Here is an 18,864-nt window from a genome sequence, read left to right as displayed (position 1 = left end):
ATAAATACAGACAGAGAGGAAGTGCAGGACATGAGTGAATTACATAATGGACAACTATACTGGCCGGAAACTGCAGAAAGAGATGTAGAATTTCCGGAATTAAATAAAGACGTACACTGCGATGTTTTGATTGTAGGCGGAGGAATGGCCGGTGCGCTCTGTGCAGAGGAGTTATCACATACAAGGATGTCTGTGGCAGTCGTAGATAAAAGACGCGTGGGTGAAGGCAGTTCGTCAGCCAATACCGGACTGCTCCAGTATTCCAACGATAAAATGCTGCATGAGTTCATCGAACAGATCGGTGAGGAAAAAGCTGTAACATTTTATAAGCTGTGCCTTGAAGCAGTGGAGGAATTACAGAAAGTAGCAGGCACGCTGCCCGGGAAAGTGGACTTTGTCAGACGCCCGAGCCTTTATTATGCGTCAGATGAATCCGACATTGAGAAGCTGAAGAAAGAATATGAAGCATTGACGGAGCATGGGTTTGAAGTGGAGTATTTTGACGCTGATAAAATTGAAGAGCTGTATGGTTTCAGAAAGCCGGCAGCACTGATGACGCATGGTGATGCGGAAGTAAATCCATTTCGTCTGATCAGATCACTGTTTGAAAGTGCTGAAACGAGAGGGGTACAGATTTACGAAAATACCTCCTTTGATCATCCACAAAGAAATGAGGACGGTAAATTCACCGTTGAAACTGCAAATGGAAAAATAACCGCAGACCATATTATTTACTGCACGGGTTATGAAGCAAAATCTCTGGCAGACCGGTTTGGGGGCGAACTCAACCGCACTTATGCGATCGCAACGAATCAGGTTGAGGATCTGGAATCATGGATTTACCGCGCGTTGATCTGGGAAACGAAGCGTCCTTACTTTTATATGAGAACGACTGAAGAGGGAAGAATTATTGCCGGCGGGCTTGATGAAGATAAGATGGATGCAAATGTTAGCGATGAAAAGCTGCATGACCGCGGTGCCAGACTGGTTGAGCGCATCAAAGAACATTTTCCGGACCTTGATATTCACGCTGAATATACATGGTCTGCTGCTTTTGGTGAATCAGAGGATGGTTTGCCATTCATCGGAAAAGACCCTGAGCAGGAAGGCATCTATTACTGCCTTGGATTCGGCGGTAATGGTACCGTCTACAGCAAGCTTGGTGCCAAAATGCTTTGTGAAATGCTGCACGGTGAACACAACCCTGAAGAAGCGGCAATCGTGGATCCTGGGAGAGATTGATCTTATCTGGAGTGCAGTGAGCTGTTTATAGAAAAAAGGTCCGGACATTGTCCGGGCCTTTTTCATGGTCATTGAGCCTGTGTGGCAACAGCGTTTTCCTCTAATATTTCATCAGCCGCAACCTCATCATCCACTTTCGATGGTCTGAGACCAATCACTGTCACCGCAGCCAGCAATACGGCAGTAATCAAAATAATCAGGGAAGGTGAAGCAACATCGTACAAAAACCCAAACAGTACAAGGCCGATCGGTGAGATACCTGAAGCAACCATTTCAAGCAGGCCAAAAACTCTGCCCCGGTAATGCTCAGGCGTCGTTTTTTGCATCAATACCAAAATCGGTGTATTAATAATCATCATTGTCCCGCCGAACGCAAAGCCGAGTATCATATAAAAGATAATAAACCCGGGAGACCCCATTGGTATGATGAGCGGGAGTGCAAGCATCGCAAATAGTAATCCGATACTCAGCATACCAAATCGCATTGTGCGGATCGGTTTTTTGAAATCTTTCCGGGTGGAAATGTAGATAGAGAGCACCAGTGTACCAACCCCGAACATTGCTTCTATTAATCCGAACTGATCCGATGTGGCACCAAGTACTTCAATCGTAATATATGGTAAGCCAACCACAGAACCCATAAAGAAGAAATTTACCCAAAGTGCGACAAGCATAATTGGCAGCAGAACACGATGTTCTTTTACATAAGAGGCTCCTGCTTTGAGGCTGGCGATCAACGGTTCATCTTTTTGACCAGGATCATCAGTGGATTGCCTTTTATAAAGTGAAAAGTCAATGTTAATTTCGCAGATCAAGGCAGTGGCATAGGCAAGGGCATGAATTAGAAAGAAAGCCTCTATTGACAGAAATCCATACATCAGACCGCCAAGGACAGGACCTAAAATAGCGGCAAGTGAGGTCGAGGATTGCGTCAGTGATATGGCACGCTGAATCCGGGCTTCATCAACAAAGTTTGAAATCGATGCAGTCAGGCCGAGTCCTGCAAACGTGGAGAACGCTGCCAGTAAAGCGGCTGTGATATAAATAACCGGCAGATTGAGCCCAAAGAACATCGTATAGAAGAATACAGACAGCATCATCACAGTCATCAGCGCATGCGATACGATGACAACTTGTTTTCTTGGCAGCCGGTCCAACACGTGCCCGGCGATCGGAGCTAAAATGATTCTTGGCACCATTGAACATAAGATTGTCAAAGCGAAACTTGAAGCTGAACCAGTTAATGTCAAAACGAAAAAGCTGATACCAAATAGATAAATCTGTGCGCCGATGGTACCGATGAATTCGCCTCCGGTAAAGAAAAACATATTACGGGTTGCTTTTTGAAGACGCTGCTGATCAGTCATATAAACCCCTCTTTTCAAAAGTTTAATTTAATTAAACAAATCATAACATGCTTTTTTCTGGTAATCAACAGAAAAGTTTAATATAATTAAACAAAAGAACATGACAGAGGATGAATCATATGAGCAGCCTGGGTGAACGCATACGAAAATTAAGAAAAGAAAAGAAATTGACCCTTGTGGACGTTGCGGGAAATGCAATGTCTAAAGGTATGCTGAGTCTGATTGAAAATGGACGGTCCAATCCGTCGATGGAAAGCCTTCAGCATATTGCACAGCAGCTTGGTGTGAATGTACAGGTGTTGCTGACTGAAGAATCAAGCGAAGAGATGAAGAAGAAGCTTGTAGAAATCGAAGAGGAAATACGCAAGGCTTACAATGCCATTTCGTTAGAGGAATATGAGCATCTATTGAAAGAGATTCAAAAAGAGCTGGAAGACATCGTGAACAAAGAGCTTCCAAAAACTTACGAGACAGCAAGGGTACATGAGCTTGCGGGAAGAATCTATCAAAACAGAAGGCAGATCGAAAAGGGAATGGCATACCTGCAGATTGCCATGAATGATTACCAGGCACTCGGACTTAATCACAGTGTCTATAAAGTGCAGCTCAGAATTGTGATGGAGCATTTCAGAGAACGTAAATATGAATATGCACTTGAGCAGTTGAGAAAATATAAACACGAATATGAAAAAAAGGAACTGCTTGCTGATCCTCTTGTCCAAATTGAGTCAGATCACTTAGAAGCGGCACTTTTGTCTGCAGTCGGGAAATATACAGAAGCAGAAAACCTGCTTGAAGAGATCATTTCTTTTTCAAAAAGGAAGAATATTTATTACCTGATGGATGATATATACCGTCTGGCTGCTTTTCATGCATTACTAAACGGTGATGAAGAAAAAAGACAGTATACGCTTAAGAAATCTAGGCAGTTTGCTGAGTTTACAGAGCACCACGACGGTCTATACAGCAGTATATTTATCGAAATTCATTATAAAAACTTCTATTTAAAACAACATGAAGAAGCTCTGGAAATGACTGAGGAGCTTAGAAGGGCTGAGCAGTTCGGTGCAACAGAAGACGGTGGATATTTTCATTTGGAATGCGGAAGTGCGCTTTATGGACTTGGGAAATACGAAGAAGCGTATGAAGAACTAATACAGTTTAAAGATACAGGATTTGCCTCCCATCCATTCGATTTGTCTATGATGGCGACAGCAGATTCTTATCTGGCGCTCTGTCTGATTGAAAAAGGTGACCCGGAAGCAGCACTTGTATCTGCAGAAAAAGCAATGGCTGCTGTAGCTGATTTGCCGGAGACGCCATACCAGCATTTTATTCAGGAAACATGGGAAAAAACTATTGCATTATTGAGTGGTAAATCATAAGATGGTTATTCTTAAGAATAGCGGGAATACAGGCAGAGGGCGCTGTTTCAACATATACAGTGCATCTCTGCTTTTAAATTTGAAATGTTAAGTTCTGATTTGATTCTGCCGCAGCTGTTAATTGGAGCGCAAGGGGGTGACTCCAGCAGGAGAAGCCGGACAGGTGAGACCCCGCAGTGCGAAGCACGAGGAGGCTTACCGCCGGCCCTGCGGAAAGCATCCCCCTGGAGCGGAAATTAACAGCCAATCTCAACAGAGCCTTAATATTTGGGAAAATAGTGATTTTGTCATGTATTTGTCATACAGTTTCAAAATTTAAAAGATGATATTTTAGAGGATTGAGTGTATAATTACCTATGTAAATGATAGAAATATACGTGACATATGAAGGGTGTAAAATATGTTCCTCACAACAAAAGAATTAGCAGCCTATCTGGATATGTCTGAACAGCTGATTCTTCAGCTGATCTTTGAAAATAAAATCAGAGCTGTCTGGGATGGACAGCAATATATAGTGAATAAAGAGCAGTTTAATCAGCATTTAAAACAGATGGAAAAGGTCAAAGAGCTCATCGAAGAGTGGAAAAATGAACCGATTCCTGAAAGTTACGATGTGAAAGATGAGGACTGACAGAAATGGAGGTGCGCCCAGTGATTCCTTTTACAAGAAAACTGAAAGAAAAACTTGAAACAGCCGATCTGAATCAGTTCTGGCCGGGTTTCAGACTGACCGCATATGCGCTTTATAATCGTGAATCTGTGTATTTATTTAACCATCCTGTCTGCGGTGAAAAGGAAGAACCGTTGATTTTTGCCTGGGATAAGCGGTTTGTAGGAAATACACTGATCTTATTTGAAGATGTACCGACAGCGATTGTATATGTTGAAAACCCGGGCAGATTCGAGGAAACTTATCCTGTATTAGTGCACGAGCTTTTTCACGGCTATCAGACACTGATGGATGAAAAAAGATTTCCGGATGAGTTACTGGGAGTACAATATCCGCTATCAGAAGAAAATATCGGGTTTCGACTTGAGGAACGGTCAGTGCTGAGTGAAGCGCTCGAAGCACAAGGGGAAGAGCGCCGGCAGCATCTCAAGCATTTTGTTTCATTGAGAGAAAAAAGAAGAGAATTGCTTGGCGATACCCTTGAATATGAAAACCTGATTGAAACGATTGAAGGTCCTGCGTGGTACGTAGAAATGAAAGCCTATGCATCTCTTCACGATGATATTAAAAGAGAGAATTGTTACAAACAAAAGCTGCTGAATCATGAAGAAGCCGGTCTTCACTTGAGAAGAAGCTGCTATAGCTCAGGGCTTGCAATGTGCCTGCTGCTGGATGATTTGCTGCCTGACTGGAAACACCGGTATTTCACAGAAGAATGCACGCTATATGAATGTCTGAAAGAAATGTCGGGGCAGGATCAGCCTACACTTTACAATTGTGCCTCGGAAACGCAAAGTGAGGCGGCAAGAATTTACAGGCTGGTACAGGAATCAAGGCTGAAGAAGATTCAGTCATTCTCAGAGTTTGAAGGTTATCAGCTGACAATTGAAGGCTCCATGAGAGCTGTGTTTTTTGATCCGATGAATATGGTAAATGTTGATCATCAGCTGCTGCATCAGTATTTTGTCACGATGCAGATTCAGGAACAGGAATATCTGATCAATCAGCCCGCTCTGACTTATTACGGCCAATCAATCCTGCATGCAGATAAACTGCAGCTGAACCTGAGTGAAAAGCCGATCGTGGGTCAGGGTGCAGTGGATATTCCAGGCATCGGGCACTTTAAAGGAAATTACAGTGAACAGGGAAGGCAGCTGAGACTGCTGCTGTCATAAGAAAAAGCTGTCGGGATGATGTTCCCGACAGCTTTTCTTAATCTTCTGCAGCGTCTTTTTTTACAAACTCGTGACCCCCGACATACTTATAGTCATCAGGATGCCCGAATGAATCCGGCAGATCTTCAAGATATTCATTCGCATCGTCTACAGGCGCATAGCCGAGTGGATTATCAGGATCCACCGTAAAAAAGCTCTGCTTATTATTTGAGATGCCGTAGATCGTTACAACTTCTCTGATATCAGCTGTGATTGATTTGCGCACAAGCTGTGTCAAGTCAGCATAGCTGAGCCAGATCATCAGATGTTCTCTTGAATCCGGTTTTTCCACGCAGCCGCAGATCCGCAGGTTCACTACTTCCATGCCGAACTTATCGTGATAAAGCTTCCCGAGATCTTCATTATAGACTTTGCTCAGTCCATAAAACGTATCAGGTCTGGTTTCAGTCGTTGTATCATACGGCGCTCCATCTGCCGGCAGGAAACCGACGGCATGAATACTGCTTGCATAGACGATCCTCTTCACGCCGTGCTGTCTTGCTGCTTCATAAATATGATAAGTACCGCGGATATTTGCATCAAGAATGTCCTCGAACTCATTCTCCACAGGCAGTCCTCCGAAGTGAAGAACCGTCTCGATGTCGTGTTCTTTAAATATTTGTTCAATCGCTGTGTAATCATTTAAGTCCGCTTTAATAAACGGCAGATCCTCCGGAAGTTCATCTGAAGAAGAACGGTTTGTCAGTACAAGATCAAAATCGTCTTTCAGTGCGTGTGCCAGCACAGTGCCAAGCCCGCCTGAAGCACCTGTTAATAATACTTTACCCATAATGATTTCACTGCCTTCCTGTTATTGTCATGCTTGTACCTTTCCCTTTTTAAAGCATTACAACCCGCATTTTGAAAAAAATTAAATTGTAAGCGTTATCAATTGAAATAATCAGAAAATAAGGGTGACACATCTCAATGAACCTTGTATACTTGTCATTAAAATTCTTTCTGAAAAATACAAGTGTTTTTATAAGAAGAACAGTTGTCTTTTGTGAAGATACTGGTGGGAATGTGTTGCAGATGGGTTGCAGTGATTTGGCCGGCAAATGCAGTGAAAGGGCTGGCAGTTGTAGTGATTTGGACCGCAACTGTAGTGAGAAAGCACGCAGCTGCAGTAAAAGAACCAAGCAGGTGTAGTGAGCCGCGCCGCAGTTGCAGTGAGCACCGCTTCGGCTGCAGCAATCCCCTTCCGCAGAAGCGCACGTATATAATAAGTAGAACCAAAAACAAAGGAGTTTTGCCTTCATGAAAGTCGTAAAATTTGGCGGAAGTTCAGTCGCAAGCGCCACTCAGTATAAAAAAGTTGCATCTATTATTGCTGCTGATCCTGAGCGTAAAGCAGTTATCGTCTCAGCACCGGGTAAGCGTCACGCGGAAGATACGAAGACAACCGATCTATTAATCCGGCTGGCTGACAGTGTGGGCGAGCGGGACTTCAATGAAGAGGCATTTCAGGGAGTACTGGCAAGGTACCGTGACATCGTAGAAGAGCTTGAACTGGATTCATCATTGATGACTGAAGTCGAAGGCCACCTTCATGAAGTCATTTCAATGTACCGGCAATCAAAAGACCGTCTGCTTGATGGCCTGAAAGCGAGCGGGGAGGACCTGAACGCAAAAGTCATGACCGCTTATCTGCAATCACTCGGTAGAAAAGCAACGTATATTTCACCGAAAAAAGCCGGTATGATCGTCACAGATGAACCGGGAAATGCGCAGATTCTGCCGGAAGCTTATCCGGAGATTGCGAAGCTTCGTGATATTGAAGGAATTCTTGTTATACCGGGCTTTTTCGGGTATTCCTATGAAGGTAATATTGTCACATTTCCACGTGGCGGTTCTGATATAACAGGGTCAATTATCGCAGCAGGTCTTGACGCAACAGAATATGAAAACTTTACAGATGTCGATTCAATCTACTGTGTCAGTCCGAAAATGGTAGACAAGCCGCGTGAGTTGAAAGAGCTGACTTACCGGGAAATGCGAGAGCTTGCTTATTCGGGCTTTTCAGTATTTCACGATGAAGCACTCCAGCCGGTTGTTCACAAAAAGATTCCGGTCTGTGTAAAAAATACCAACCGTCCGGAAGCAAGAGGGACAAGAATTGTTGCAAGCCGTGAACTCGACGGCCGCCCTGTAATCGGAATTGCCAGTGATGAAGGCTTCTGCAGTATCAATATGACGAAATATCTGATGAACAGAGAGCTCGGCTTTGGCCGCAAGCTCCTTGCGATCTTAGAGGATGAAGGCGTTTCGTATGAGCATACGCCATCAGGAATTGATAATATGTCTGTCATTGTGAGATCCCATCAGCTTTATAATGGCCAGGAAGCACGCGTGTTGAACCGCATCCGTGAAGAACTGCAGGTCGATGAGCTGTACGTCGAGCGTGACCTTGCGATGATTATGGTCGTAGGGGAAGGCATGAACCAGACAATCGGTATCGCCTCAAAAGCAACACAGGCCCTCGCTCAGGCAGGCGCTAACATCAAAATGATTAACCAGGGATCAAGTGAAGTCAGTATGATGTTCGGGGTTAATGTAGAAGATGTAGAACGTGCAGTACAGAGCCTTTACCATATTTATTTTCCAGCTGAGGTTGGACAGGAAGCTTAATGTGCGCTTCGCGTCTTTTTACGTGTGGTTCGCCGTTTAGCGTGGATGGTTCGCCACTTCCACGTGTGTGTTCGGCGTAAAACCTGTGAACTTCGACGCAAAACAGCCCACCTTCGCTTTATGGCCTGATTCAGTACTAATTTCCAACAAAAAAGCTTCTGCCAGACAATCCCGGCAGAAGCTTTTTACATTTTTACTCAGCTGGCAAAGCCCACACAGACACACTGCCTGCCTGCACAGGGAACGTGCCATACCCTTCATCATCAATCACAACAGGTTCATCAATCGAATTCGTATAGTCTGTCCACTCTTCACCAGCGCGGTGTTCGCCAACGAACATACGCTTTTCACCCTCATCTCCAACCGTCACAACAACTGCGCAGCCGGAACCTTCGATCTCTTCAACACCGCGGCGTACCCAGCCAATCGTTGCCGGATGGTCGAAATAATCATCTTGCTCACCGTATGCACGGTGGAAACGCGCATAAATCAGCGGATCAATCGCTTCACGCTTATCCTCAATCGGATTTTCACCGTCAATACCAAAGTAATCTCCATAAAATACGCATGGATATCCATCTGCACGCAGCAGAACTAATGCATAGGCACTCTGTTTGAACCAATCCTGCACCCAGGATTCAAGAGACTCACCAGGCTGGGAATCATGGTTATCAACGAACGTCACCGCATTCATCGGAAATTCCCCGACAAGTGTACCTTCGAACAGCGTAGAAAGATCAGCGTCACGGCCATCTTCAGAAATGCGGTGCAGCTTATAGTGGAGCTGAACGTCAAACAGGTCGAGCTGAAAATCAGTTGCTTCAAGGAAGCTTCCACACGCTTCGATATCCTCATTCCAGTATTCGCCCACCATATAGAAGTTGCCGTCGCGGTGTTCTTTTACCTGACGAATAAAATCATCAATAAAATCATGGCTGATATGTTTAATCGCATCAAGACGATAGCCGTCAGCGTCAAGCGTATCTGACATCCATTTACCCCAGTTGATCATTTCATCGCGGACTTCCGGATGATTATAATCAAGGTTAGCAAACATCAGATAATCATAGTTTCCGAACTCGTCATCCACCTGATCGTTCCAGCTTTTTCCTTCGCCAACAATTTTGAAAAAGCCTGTACGTTCCTCGCGTGCATCGTAATCAGTCCCATTGAAGTGGTCAAAGTTCCACTGGAAATCAGAGTACTTACCATCACGGCCCGGGAAGGTGAATTTTGTCCATCCTTCAATCTCAAATGGTTCAGAAATCTCTTCAAGACGGTTTTCAGCATCTACTTCAATGACCTGGAATGTTTCTTTTTCATCTGCTCCGGCTTTATGGTTCATCACAACATCAACGTATACCTGAATACCGTTTTCGTGACAGGCCTGAATGGCTTCATGCAGCTCATCTTTTGTACCGTATTTTGTTCTGACATCACCTTTTTGGTCGAATTCGCCAAGGTCATACAGGTCATAGACACCGTAGCCGTTGTCATCAGGTGATTCACCTTTTGTAACCGGAGGAATCCAGACTGCGTCAATTCCGCTTGCTTTTAACTCAGGTGCTGCATCCTTTAGTCTTTTCCAGTGATCGCCGTCTGCAGCAACGTGCCACTCAAAGAATTGAAGCATAGTGTGATTTCTTTCCACGTGAATTCCTCCTCTAAAATTAGTCAGTATGTTAATAACGCGAAACCTTTCCGTACGGGACTGCACTTTCCTGCCCCGGGCGGTGAGCCTCCTCGAGCTTTGCTCTGGGGGTCTCACTTGTCCCTTCCTGGGGCGGGAGTCTCCGTCCCGCACTTCAAGGTTTCGCTGGTTTTGTTCTAATAACTTTAAAGCCACAACTTAATAGAGTGATTATAGAGCAAAATAATGTATCAGACAATTCTGAAGTCAATTTGTTTCGTCAGGCGAAAAAATGTGTGGCGCATTTTGTTGTTTGCTGTAAAATAAAAGTGACATATTTCACAAGGGAGTACTGATCATGCTAAAAAGATTCTTTTCTTATTACAAGCCGCATAAAAAGCTTTTTGCAGCGGATTTCAGCTGTGCAGTGATTGTCGGGATTCTGGAGCTCGGTTTTCCGCTTGCTGTATCATGGTTCATCGATACGCTGCTGCCGGAAGGGAACTGGCAGGCGATTACATGGGTCAGCTTTCTCCTCCTGTTTCTCTATCTCTCAAGTACCTCTCTTCAATACGTTGTAAACTATTGGGGTCACAAACTTGGAATTAATATTGAAACCGACATGCGTCAGGAGCTGTTTGAACATGTGCAGCGTCAGTCGTTTTCTTTCTTCGATAACACGAAGACAGGTCATATCATGAGCCGGATTACAAATGATCTTTTTGATATTGGTGAGATGGCTCACCACGGTCCGGAGGATTTGTTTATTGCGGTTATGACGTTTTTCGGGGCGTTTTGGATTATGCTGACGATCAATGTTGAGCTCGCACTTGTCGCGATTATTGTTGTACCGTTTCTGATCTGGCTCATCACATATGCCAATATTAAGATGAATACTGCCTGGAAAGCGATGTATGGCAATATTGCTGAAGTGAACGCACGGGTTGAGGATAGCGTATCTGGAGCGCGCGTTGTTCAGTCATTTACAAATGAAAAGCACGAGATTAAGCGTTTTACTGCGGACAACCGTCATTACCGTCAGTCAAAAGTTGGCGCCTACAAAGTGATGGCGTTCAGCTTGTCCGGTATGTATATCATGACGCGTCTGATTGTCCTGGTTGTGCTTGTGTTTGGTGCATACCTGAGCCTTAATAATGAATTGTCTTATGGAGAGCTTGTCGCATTTGTTTTATATATTAATGTACTTTTCAAGCCGATTGATAAAATCAGTGCACTGCTTGAAATGTATCCAAAAGGGATGGCCGGTTTCAAACGGTTTACAGATTTGCTCGATCAGGCACCGGTTATTACAAACCGTCCTGATGCAAAAGAGGTTGCTCATTTAGAAGGGGAAATTGAATTTGACAATGTATCCTTCAGCTATGATGAACAAAAGGAAGTATTGAACAACATTTCCCTGAAACTCCGAAAAGGGGAGACAGTGGCCTTTGTCGGGCCGTCCGGAGCGGGTAAAACAACGATCTGTTCGCTGATTCCAAGGTTTTATGATGTCACAGATGGCGCGATTAAAATCGATGGAATGGATATACGGGACATGACAAAAGAGTCTCTGAGAAGTCAGATTGGCATCGTGCAGCAGGACGTGTTCCTCTTTACCGGCACACTGCGTGAAAATATTGCATATGGCAAGCTGGATGCTACAGAAGAGGAAATTCAGGAAGCTGCGCGTAAAGCCAACCTGCAGTCAGTGGTGGATGGATTGCCGCTTGGCTATAACACTCAGATCGGGGAGCGTGGATTAAAGCTCTCAGGCGGTCAGAAGCAACGGATTGCGATTGCGAGAATGTTCCTGAAGGATCCTTCTATTTTAATTCTTGATGAAGCAACATCTGCACTGGATACAGAAACTGAAGCGATGATTCAGGAGGCAATTGAAGAGCTTGCCAAAGGCCGTACGACGCTCGTGATCGCGCACAGGCTGGCGACCATCCGGAAAGCAGACCGCGTTGTGGTTGTCACAGAAGAGGGAATAGCTGAGGATGGTACGCACGCTGAGCTGCTTGCGCATGATGGGATATTCGCGAATTTGCATCGCGTGCAGTATGAGCAAGTTTAGGGGGAATGGGATTTGTCTAAGCTGTGTGCGGTCTCGGGTTCGGCGGGAAATAATGAATGTTAGACGGGAAATGATACGGGTTCGGCGTAAAACAGTAACTGTTCGCCTTTCACCAGGTCATGTTCGACGCAAAACCAGACATGTTCGCCACTTCGTGTAATTAGACCTATGCCCGGAAAGCCGTTTTACCGCCGCCGTCCCAATCCCGCCCCGTCACACACCAAAAAACAGCTGATGCCCTGCACCAGCTGGTTTTTCCATTTAAAAATGAGGCTTCAAAATCTCTCTCAGCACATCTGCACTCCGGGCAAACTGCTCTTTTTCCTTTTCACTTAAATTCAACTCAATGACTTCGCGTACACCGTTACGGTTAATAATAGCAGGGACCCCGATATACACATCGTCCTCACCGTATTCACCTTCCATCAGCGTAGAAACCGTTAAAATACTGTTTTCATTATGCAAAATCGCTTTGGTAATCCGCACAAGACCCATCGCAATACCGTAATAGGTCGCACCTTTACTGTTAATGATCTGGTAAGCGGCATCACGAACATTGACGAAAATGTCATCAAGATCTTCCTGCGTGTATTCAGGATGCTTTTTGATCATATCAAGGACGGCCACACCGCCGACATCTACTGAACTGTAGACAGGCAGCTCACTGTCGCCGTGTTCGCCGATAATATAACCGTGGACGTTCTGTGGCGCAACTTGGAAGTATTCGCCGAGCAGGAAGCGGAAGCGTGCTGTATCTAAAATGGTACCTGAGCCTATCACGCGCTCTTTTGGAAATCCGCTATACTTCCAGACCGCATACGTTAAGACATCTACAGGGTTGGTAGCGACCAGGAATATGCCATCGAATCCACTGTCCACGACCTGTGTGACGATTGAATGGAAGATTTTCAGGTTTTTCTCTACAAGCTGAAGTCTGGTCTCGCCAGGCTTCTGATTAGCGCCCGCACAGATGACAACCAGGTCAACATCTTTGCAATCTTCATATGTGCCAAATGAAATATTGAGTGATTGCTGGGCAAATACTTTACCATGATTCAGATCCAGCACGTCACCTTTAGCTTTCTCTTCATTCAAGTCAATCATAATCAGCTCATCCGCTACACCCTGATTCAATAATCCGAATGCATAACTTGAGCCGACAAAGCCTGTTCCAATCAGTGCTACGCGATTACCTTTTACCATTTTGACAACACACCTTTTCAATTAGAATGATGTTCTGATTTTATTATAGACGATCAAATGGTATTTGTGAATATTTTCACAAAATGAATATAAATTATTAAAAAAACCCCTGATCCGGCAAGTGCGGAGCAGGGGTGAGGCGTTATTTCAGCTTTCCGTCTTTCAGTAGTACCATACTGCTTAATCCATCGACTTTAATTGTTTTCCCTTTTTCGATAGAAAGCACCTCTGTGCCTGCTTTGTCATCATTCACAAGCACTTTCCACGGTCCTTTACCAGGAAGTGCAACAGAGACTGCTTCTTTATTTGCGTTATGCACAACAAAAAGGTGTCGGTTCTTTTTCTCCTGAAGTGTGTAAGCAATTGTGTTGGCAGGAGAAGCAGCAAATGTCAGACGGTTTTTGATTTCTTCTGCATTTGTCAGTCTGAACGCCTCATATTTCTGGCGCAGGTCAATGAGTCCTTCCATATAAGAAACTTCTTCATTAAAGGCAGCACGGCGTTCCCAGTCTAGTTGATTTACACTGTCAGGTGACTGGTAGCTGTTGTGATCGCCGCCCTTTGTGCGCATGAATTCCTGTCCCGCGTGGATAAATGAGATCCCCTGAGAAGTGAGGACAATAGATGAGCCGAGTTTGTGCATAGCCTTCATCTCGTCTTCTGTTGCATCAGGATTAGTCTTCTCAAGCTTATCCCATAGCGTCAGGTTATCGTGCGCCTCAACGTATTGGACAACCTGATCCGGATCACGGTATGTGGCAAAGCTATCGCTGTAGTCAAGGCCGCCGGCTACACTTTGACGCATGATATCTTCCATGCCCTGTTTTCCGTTGATAAAGCCAGGGTCAGTATCTTCCCATACACTCCCTTTAGCTCCATCACGCAAGGTATCGTTAAAATGAGCAACGCGCTCCATATCCTCAGCGTTTTTCTGATTCGCTTTCAGTTCAGGGTCAAGCGGTGTATTCAGGTCCCAGCCTTCTCCAAGAACAATGATAGACGGATCGATTTCGTCAAGTGCTTCACGGACTTCATTCATTGTACCTGTATCATGAATGCCCATCAGGTCAAAACGGAAGCCGTCCATTTCATATTCTTCAGCCCAGTATGAGACAGAATCAACTATAAATTTCTGCATCATTTGACGTTCAGACGCGGTATCATTTCCAACACCTGTTCCGTTAGCAAGCGTCCCGTCTTCGTTGTAACGGAAATAATAGCCCGGCACAAGCTGATTGAAGTTCGATTCATTCACAGCATACATATGGTTATACACAACATCCATAATCACACCCAGATCTTCCTCGTGCAGTGTGTGGATCATTTCCTTCAGTTCTTTGACTCTGACAACCGGATCATACGGGTCAGTTGCGTAAGAGCCTTCAGGTGTATTATAGTTTTTCGGATCATAGCCCCAGTTAAACTGAGGTGTATCCAGATTTGTCTCATCAACTGTACGGTAATCATAAATTGGAAGGAACTGAACGTGCGAAACGCCAAGATTTAAAATATGGTCAAGACCTGTAGCATAACCTTCAGGGCCTGTTGTTCCTTTTTCAGTAACGCCAAGATACTTACCCTTGTTTTCAATTCCGCTTTCAGGCTGGATCGAAAGGTCTCGGACGTGCAGCTCATAGATAATGGCATCTTCAGGATTTTCTCCTTTAGAAAACTCTTCCCAGCCTTCAGGATTCGTGCGGTCAAGGTCAATCACGGCACCTTTATCCCCGTTAACTGAAGTGGAACGGACGTAAGGGTCAACCGCTTCACGCCACTCATCACCGATCTTTACTTTGTACGTATAAAGCTGGTTGTGAAGATCGCCTTCAACTGTTGATGTCCACGTTCCTTTTTCTGAAGCGTCCATCACAATTTCTTCACCCTCAGTTGCATCCCATGTGTCATACAGCACAAGCCGAGCTTCGCTTGCAGTAGGAGCCCAGAGGCGGAAATCAGTTTTTTCTTCAGTATACGTGTTTCCGAGATCATCGCCATCATAAAAATACATGTCATCAAATGACTCAGAACGGATCACTTTTCCGACTTGTACTGTTGCATCACCGAAAAATTCAGTTTCGATCGTATAGGTTTTTGTCAGATCAATGTCTTCAACTGTTTCGATCGTCACTTTGTTGGTGACCGGATCCGTTCCTTCAAACGGGCGGATATCTGCAATTGTCAGCCCATTTAACGTAATGCCAGGGCTTTCAGAAGCAGTATCAATAGGGAGATTCGTTGTTAATGTAATTTCATTGATTTCATCAATCGTTGCACTAACGATACGCGGTGTTGAGTCAATATATTTTGAATCATAATAGACGCCGCTGTCACTCTGAACAATCCAGACTTCGGCTGTGCCGTCTTCATTAATTTTCGTAATGAAACGGTCACCGTTTTCGCGGTCAGCCCACGCATTATCGCCTTCTGTCTTTTTCACAATAAAGCCGACTTTATCAAAAAGTTCATCGCTTGCGACAGTAAAGTTCGCAGTTAAACCAAAATCATTCTGTCCGGTGAACTGAAATTCCTGTCCATCACCATCTCCAAGCCATGCCCACAGGTTCCAGCCTTCATAGTTACCATCAAAACGGTAATAGTGCAGCGTGACATCGACTTCATTAAATTCAGGGAAATCACGGTATTCTCCATCCGGAGGGGAGGTGTAAACTGTGTCATCGCCGGACTTAATCCATACTTCAGCAACGCCTGCTTCAGTCTCTGCCCAGCGGTCACCGCCATCTTTTTCCCATGCATCAGTTCTTACAATAAACCCGATGTTTTCATGGGATCCCTCCAGGTCAACTGAGGCGATCTTTCCAAATTCATCTTCTCCAGTAAATTCATGAACCTGTCCTTCACCGCCTTCAGGCCACACCCACAGGTTCCAATCTTTTTGTATCTCAGGATCTTCCTGATAATGCACAATCAGTGTTGAATATGTATTACTTTCTGCCTGTGCAACGTTTGATGCAATCGGTTGCACGATTGGCAATAAAGAAATAATTAATAGTAATGCCATCCACCCTGCTAAAAACTTTCTGCGATTCACATACATTCCTCCTTATATTTGGTATGGTTAGCATTATAAGGTGAGAATAGTCTGATTGAAAGCGTTTGCACAAAAGTTGCACAAAACGCATCAATCGCACTAGTGAACATTCTGTGACTATATGTTCTGAATGATCTGAAAACAGTAAGATACTCACAGGAGGCGGTAGGCTTGAAAGTAGCAGGATATTTTCTCTCAGGAATAGCGATAGCGACCTTAATCTTTATGATTGCCGGTCCGATCGTCGGTGGAGTTATTGCATTTGCTTTATTATTTACCATTCAAATGAGTAAAGTTGCAGAGGAGCAGGCGCCAAAAGACAGGATGGCCGAAGCGTATCAGAGGTATCTGGATGAAAAAGAAACCGGGTCGTGATCCGGTTTCTAAAGAGGAATGGATGAGGCAGTTGACGGTTGCTAGAGCTCAAGTAGGGGTGATGGAAAAACGGTGCGGGGTGAAGGAATAATTCTCATAGGTGATGGAATTATTTTTCAGATTGATGGAAATACGAGAGCCTGATGGAATCATCTGCAAAATTGATGGAATAAATCCCAACCTGATGGAAATATGACTCACACTGATGGAATAAGCTCCTGTTGTCTGTCGTTTGCCCCGTCTCCGTATCTGTCCACACTCCTCCCATCCGCTCTTACCACCCTTCATGAAGCCCCCGAACCGTCTTAATAAACTCCTTTGTCGCATAAGGCATATACCGGTTTTTAGCTGATATAATGCCGAGCACCCATGGAAAAGGCTTTGATAAATTCACCATTCTGACGTCCGGATCAGCAACGCGGCGGCCGATCTGCTCTGGCATGAGTGTGACCCCGAGGTTCTTCGATACCATTCCCACGATAAAGTCCCACTGAGAACTTTCATACGCGATTTCCGGTGTGAATCCTTCTTCGATACAGACTTCAATGGTCCGGCTGTTCAAAGTGAATTCCTTACTCAGCAGCAGAAACGGATCATGCTTTAATTCAATCAGATCAATCATTTCCCTTTCAGCGAGCGGGTGGGATTTATGCACCAGCAGCTTGATTTCCTGATGCACAAATTCAATTGAATCGAATTTATTCTCATCAACCGGTAACAGCACAAATCCGAGATCCACTTCACCTTCAAGGACCTTCTCTTCTACACGCTGCGCACCGACTTCTGTCAGAGAGATCGTCACGTCGGGAAACTGTGACTGAAATTCAGCGATGATGCGGGGGAAGAACAGGGTGCTGATGACCGGAGGGAGTCCGATTGTAATCCGTCCTTTTTTTACATTCATCGTGTCATATAAAGAGATTGATAGATCTTCAATGCTATTAACAACTTTTTGGGCCTGTTCAAAAACAATGTCTCCGGCGTCAGTCAGGGCAATCCTTTTAGCGGATCGGTCGATTAACGTAACTTCTAATTCATCCTCAAGGTTTTTCACCATTTTACTCAATGTCGGCTGGGTCACATGGAGGACTTGTGCGGCTTTTGTGAAGCTTCTTTGTCGTGCTACTTCGATAAAATATTGCAGCTGTCTGATATCCATCTCGATTCTCCTATAACTTTTATCTATGGTTATTATAATTATTATTCATTTTACCTATCAAAATGATCAAGGTAAACTGAAAAAAGTAAATCAGTCAAAATTTTGCCACAATTCAAGTGGTTTTATTTTTAGGGTAAAAAGTAAGCGTTTACAAGAAGGGGTGGTTATGTTGAAGACGGTTTATCAGAGTTTTGATGAAGCAGTGAAAGAAGTGCAGGATGGCGCTGTGATCATGGTGGGTGGATTTGGATTAGTGGGGATTCCTGAAAATCTGATTCTCGCACTGGAGCAGTCAGGTGTAAAAGATCTGACGGTCATTTCCAATAACTGTGGGATTGATGATTGGGGCCTTGGCAGATTACTGAAAAATAAACAGATCAAAAAGATGATCGGCTCATATGTTGGTGAGAATAAAGAGTTTGAAAGGCAGGTGCTTGCAAAAGAGCTTGAAGTTGAGCTGACACCGCAGGGAACACTTGCTGAAAAAATCCGTGCAGGCGGAGCGGGAATCCCGGCGTTCTTTACTCCGGCCGGGGTTGGTACGCCGGTTGCTGAAGGAAAGGAAGTCCGGTCATTTAACGGAAAGGAATATGTGCTGGAAGAGGCCCTGATAGCTGACTTCAGCTTTATCAGAGCGCTGAAAGGTGACCGCGCAGGTAACCTGATTTATAACAAAACAGCGCGTAATTTTAATCCGATGATTGCAGCAGCAGGCCGGGTCACGGTAGCGGAAGTGGAAGAGCTTGTGGAGATTGGTGATATCAATCCGGATGCTGTTCATACGCCGGGCATTTACGTACAAAGTTTGATTCAGGGAACGCAGGAGAAACGGATTGAGCGTGTCACAACGAGATAAGGAGGGGTC

Annotated in this window: 14 protein-coding genes; 8 read left to right on the top strand and 6 right to left on the bottom strand. The window is 44.6% G+C overall.

Going from position 1 to position 18,864, the window contains the following annotated elements:
* The first annotated feature begins 30 nt into the window (after positions 1–30).
* The gene (locus tag JOD21_RS09185; protein WP_204729318.1) at positions 31–1,242 is read left to right on the top strand and encodes an NAD(P)/FAD-dependent oxidoreductase; all 1,212 of its coding nucleotides are present in this window, start codon (positions 31–33) and stop codon (positions 1,240–1,242) included.
* Positions 1,243–1,310: 68 nt separating this feature from the next.
* Here the strand turns inward: JOD21_RS09185 and JOD21_RS09180 are convergent, their stop codons facing one another.
* Positions 1,311–2,609 (bottom strand): MFS transporter, encoded by a 1,299-nt coding sequence (locus tag JOD21_RS09180; RefSeq protein ID WP_204729317.1) that lies wholly within the window; start codon positions 2,607–2,609, stop codon positions 1,311–1,313.
* A 119-nt stretch (positions 2,610–2,728) separates the two neighbouring features.
* Here JOD21_RS09180 and JOD21_RS09175 point away from each other — a divergent pair, with 119 nt between their 5' ends.
* From JOD21_RS09175 to JOD21_RS09165, 3 genes are all read left to right on the top strand, one after another.
* Positions 2,729–3,994 carry a helix-turn-helix domain-containing protein gene (locus JOD21_RS09175; RefSeq protein WP_204729316.1) on the top strand — a complete coding sequence of 422 codons (1,266 nt, stop codon included), beginning with the start codon at positions 2,729–2,731 and terminating at the stop codon, positions 3,992–3,994.
* Positions 3,995–4,394: 400 nt separating this feature from the next.
* Positions 4,395–4,625, top strand: a complete 231-nt coding sequence (locus JOD21_RS09170; RefSeq protein WP_204729315.1) for an excisionase family DNA-binding protein — start codon at positions 4,395–4,397, stop codon at positions 4,623–4,625.
* Between the two features lie 20 nt (positions 4,626–4,645).
* Positions 4,646–5,839 (top strand): hypothetical protein, encoded by a 1,194-nt coding sequence (locus JOD21_RS09165; RefSeq protein WP_204729314.1) that lies wholly within the window; start codon positions 4,646–4,648, stop codon positions 5,837–5,839.
* Positions 5,840–5,876: 37 nt separating this feature from the next.
* Here the strand turns inward: JOD21_RS09165 and JOD21_RS09160 are convergent, their stop codons facing one another.
* Positions 5,877–6,668, bottom strand: coding sequence for an NAD-dependent epimerase/dehydratase family protein (locus JOD21_RS09160; protein ID WP_204729313.1), 792 nt, complete (start codon positions 6,666–6,668; stop codon positions 5,877–5,879).
* A 467-nt stretch (positions 6,669–7,135) separates the two neighbouring features.
* Here JOD21_RS09160 and JOD21_RS09155 point away from each other — a divergent pair, with 467 nt between their 5' ends.
* Entirely contained in the window at positions 7,136–8,506 is a 1,371-nt protein-coding gene (locus tag JOD21_RS09155) for an aspartate kinase (RefSeq protein ID WP_204729312.1), read from the top strand.
* Between the two features lie 193 nt (positions 8,507–8,699).
* Here the strand turns inward: JOD21_RS09155 and JOD21_RS09150 are convergent, their stop codons facing one another.
* A complete protein-coding gene (locus tag JOD21_RS09150; protein ID WP_204729311.1) occupies positions 8,700–10,157 on the bottom strand; it encodes an alpha-amylase in 1,458 nt (485 codons plus the stop codon).
* 337 nt (positions 10,158–10,494) lie between these two features.
* Here JOD21_RS09150 and JOD21_RS09145 point away from each other — a divergent pair, with 337 nt between their 5' ends.
* Entirely contained in the window at positions 10,495–12,213 is a 1,719-nt protein-coding gene (locus JOD21_RS09145) for an ABC transporter ATP-binding protein (RefSeq protein WP_204729310.1), read from the top strand.
* Positions 12,214–12,474: 261 nt separating this feature from the next.
* Here the strand turns inward: JOD21_RS09145 and JOD21_RS09140 are convergent, their stop codons facing one another.
* Positions 12,475–13,416 carry an L-lactate dehydrogenase gene (locus JOD21_RS09140; RefSeq protein WP_204729309.1) on the bottom strand — a complete coding sequence of 314 codons (942 nt, stop codon included), beginning with the start codon at positions 13,414–13,416 and terminating at the stop codon, positions 12,475–12,477.
* Positions 13,417–13,558: 142 nt separating this feature from the next.
* On the bottom strand, positions 13,559–16,435 hold the full coding sequence (pulA, locus tag JOD21_RS09135; protein ID WP_204729370.1) for a type I pullulanase: 2,877 nt from the start codon (positions 16,433–16,435) through the stop codon (positions 13,559–13,561).
* Between the two features lie 201 nt (positions 16,436–16,636).
* On the opposite strand from pulA, the gene JOD21_RS09130 reads away from it, so the two are divergent.
* Entirely contained in the window at positions 16,637–16,840 is a 204-nt protein-coding gene (locus tag JOD21_RS09130) for a hypothetical protein (protein WP_204729308.1), read from the top strand.
* 274 nt (positions 16,841–17,114) lie between these two features.
* Here the strand turns inward: JOD21_RS09130 and JOD21_RS09125 are convergent, their stop codons facing one another.
* Positions 17,115–17,999 carry a LysR family transcriptional regulator gene (locus JOD21_RS09125; RefSeq protein ID WP_204729307.1) on the bottom strand — a complete coding sequence of 295 codons (885 nt, stop codon included), beginning with the start codon at positions 17,997–17,999 and terminating at the stop codon, positions 17,115–17,117.
* Positions 18,000–18,168: 169 nt separating this feature from the next.
* On the opposite strand from JOD21_RS09125, the gene JOD21_RS09120 reads away from it, so the two are divergent.
* A complete protein-coding gene (locus tag JOD21_RS09120; RefSeq protein ID WP_204729369.1) occupies positions 18,169–18,855 on the top strand; it encodes a CoA transferase subunit A in 687 nt (228 codons plus the stop codon).
* Positions 18,856–18,864 lie beyond the last annotated feature (9 nt).

The organism is Jeotgalibacillus terrae (assembly GCF_016908195.1).
Lineage (GTDB): Bacteria > Bacillota > Bacilli > Bacillales > Jeotgalibacillaceae > Jeotgalibacillus > Jeotgalibacillus terrae.
Note: the sequence above shows the minus strand (reverse complement) of the source record. Positions and strands in the feature narration are given on the sequence as shown.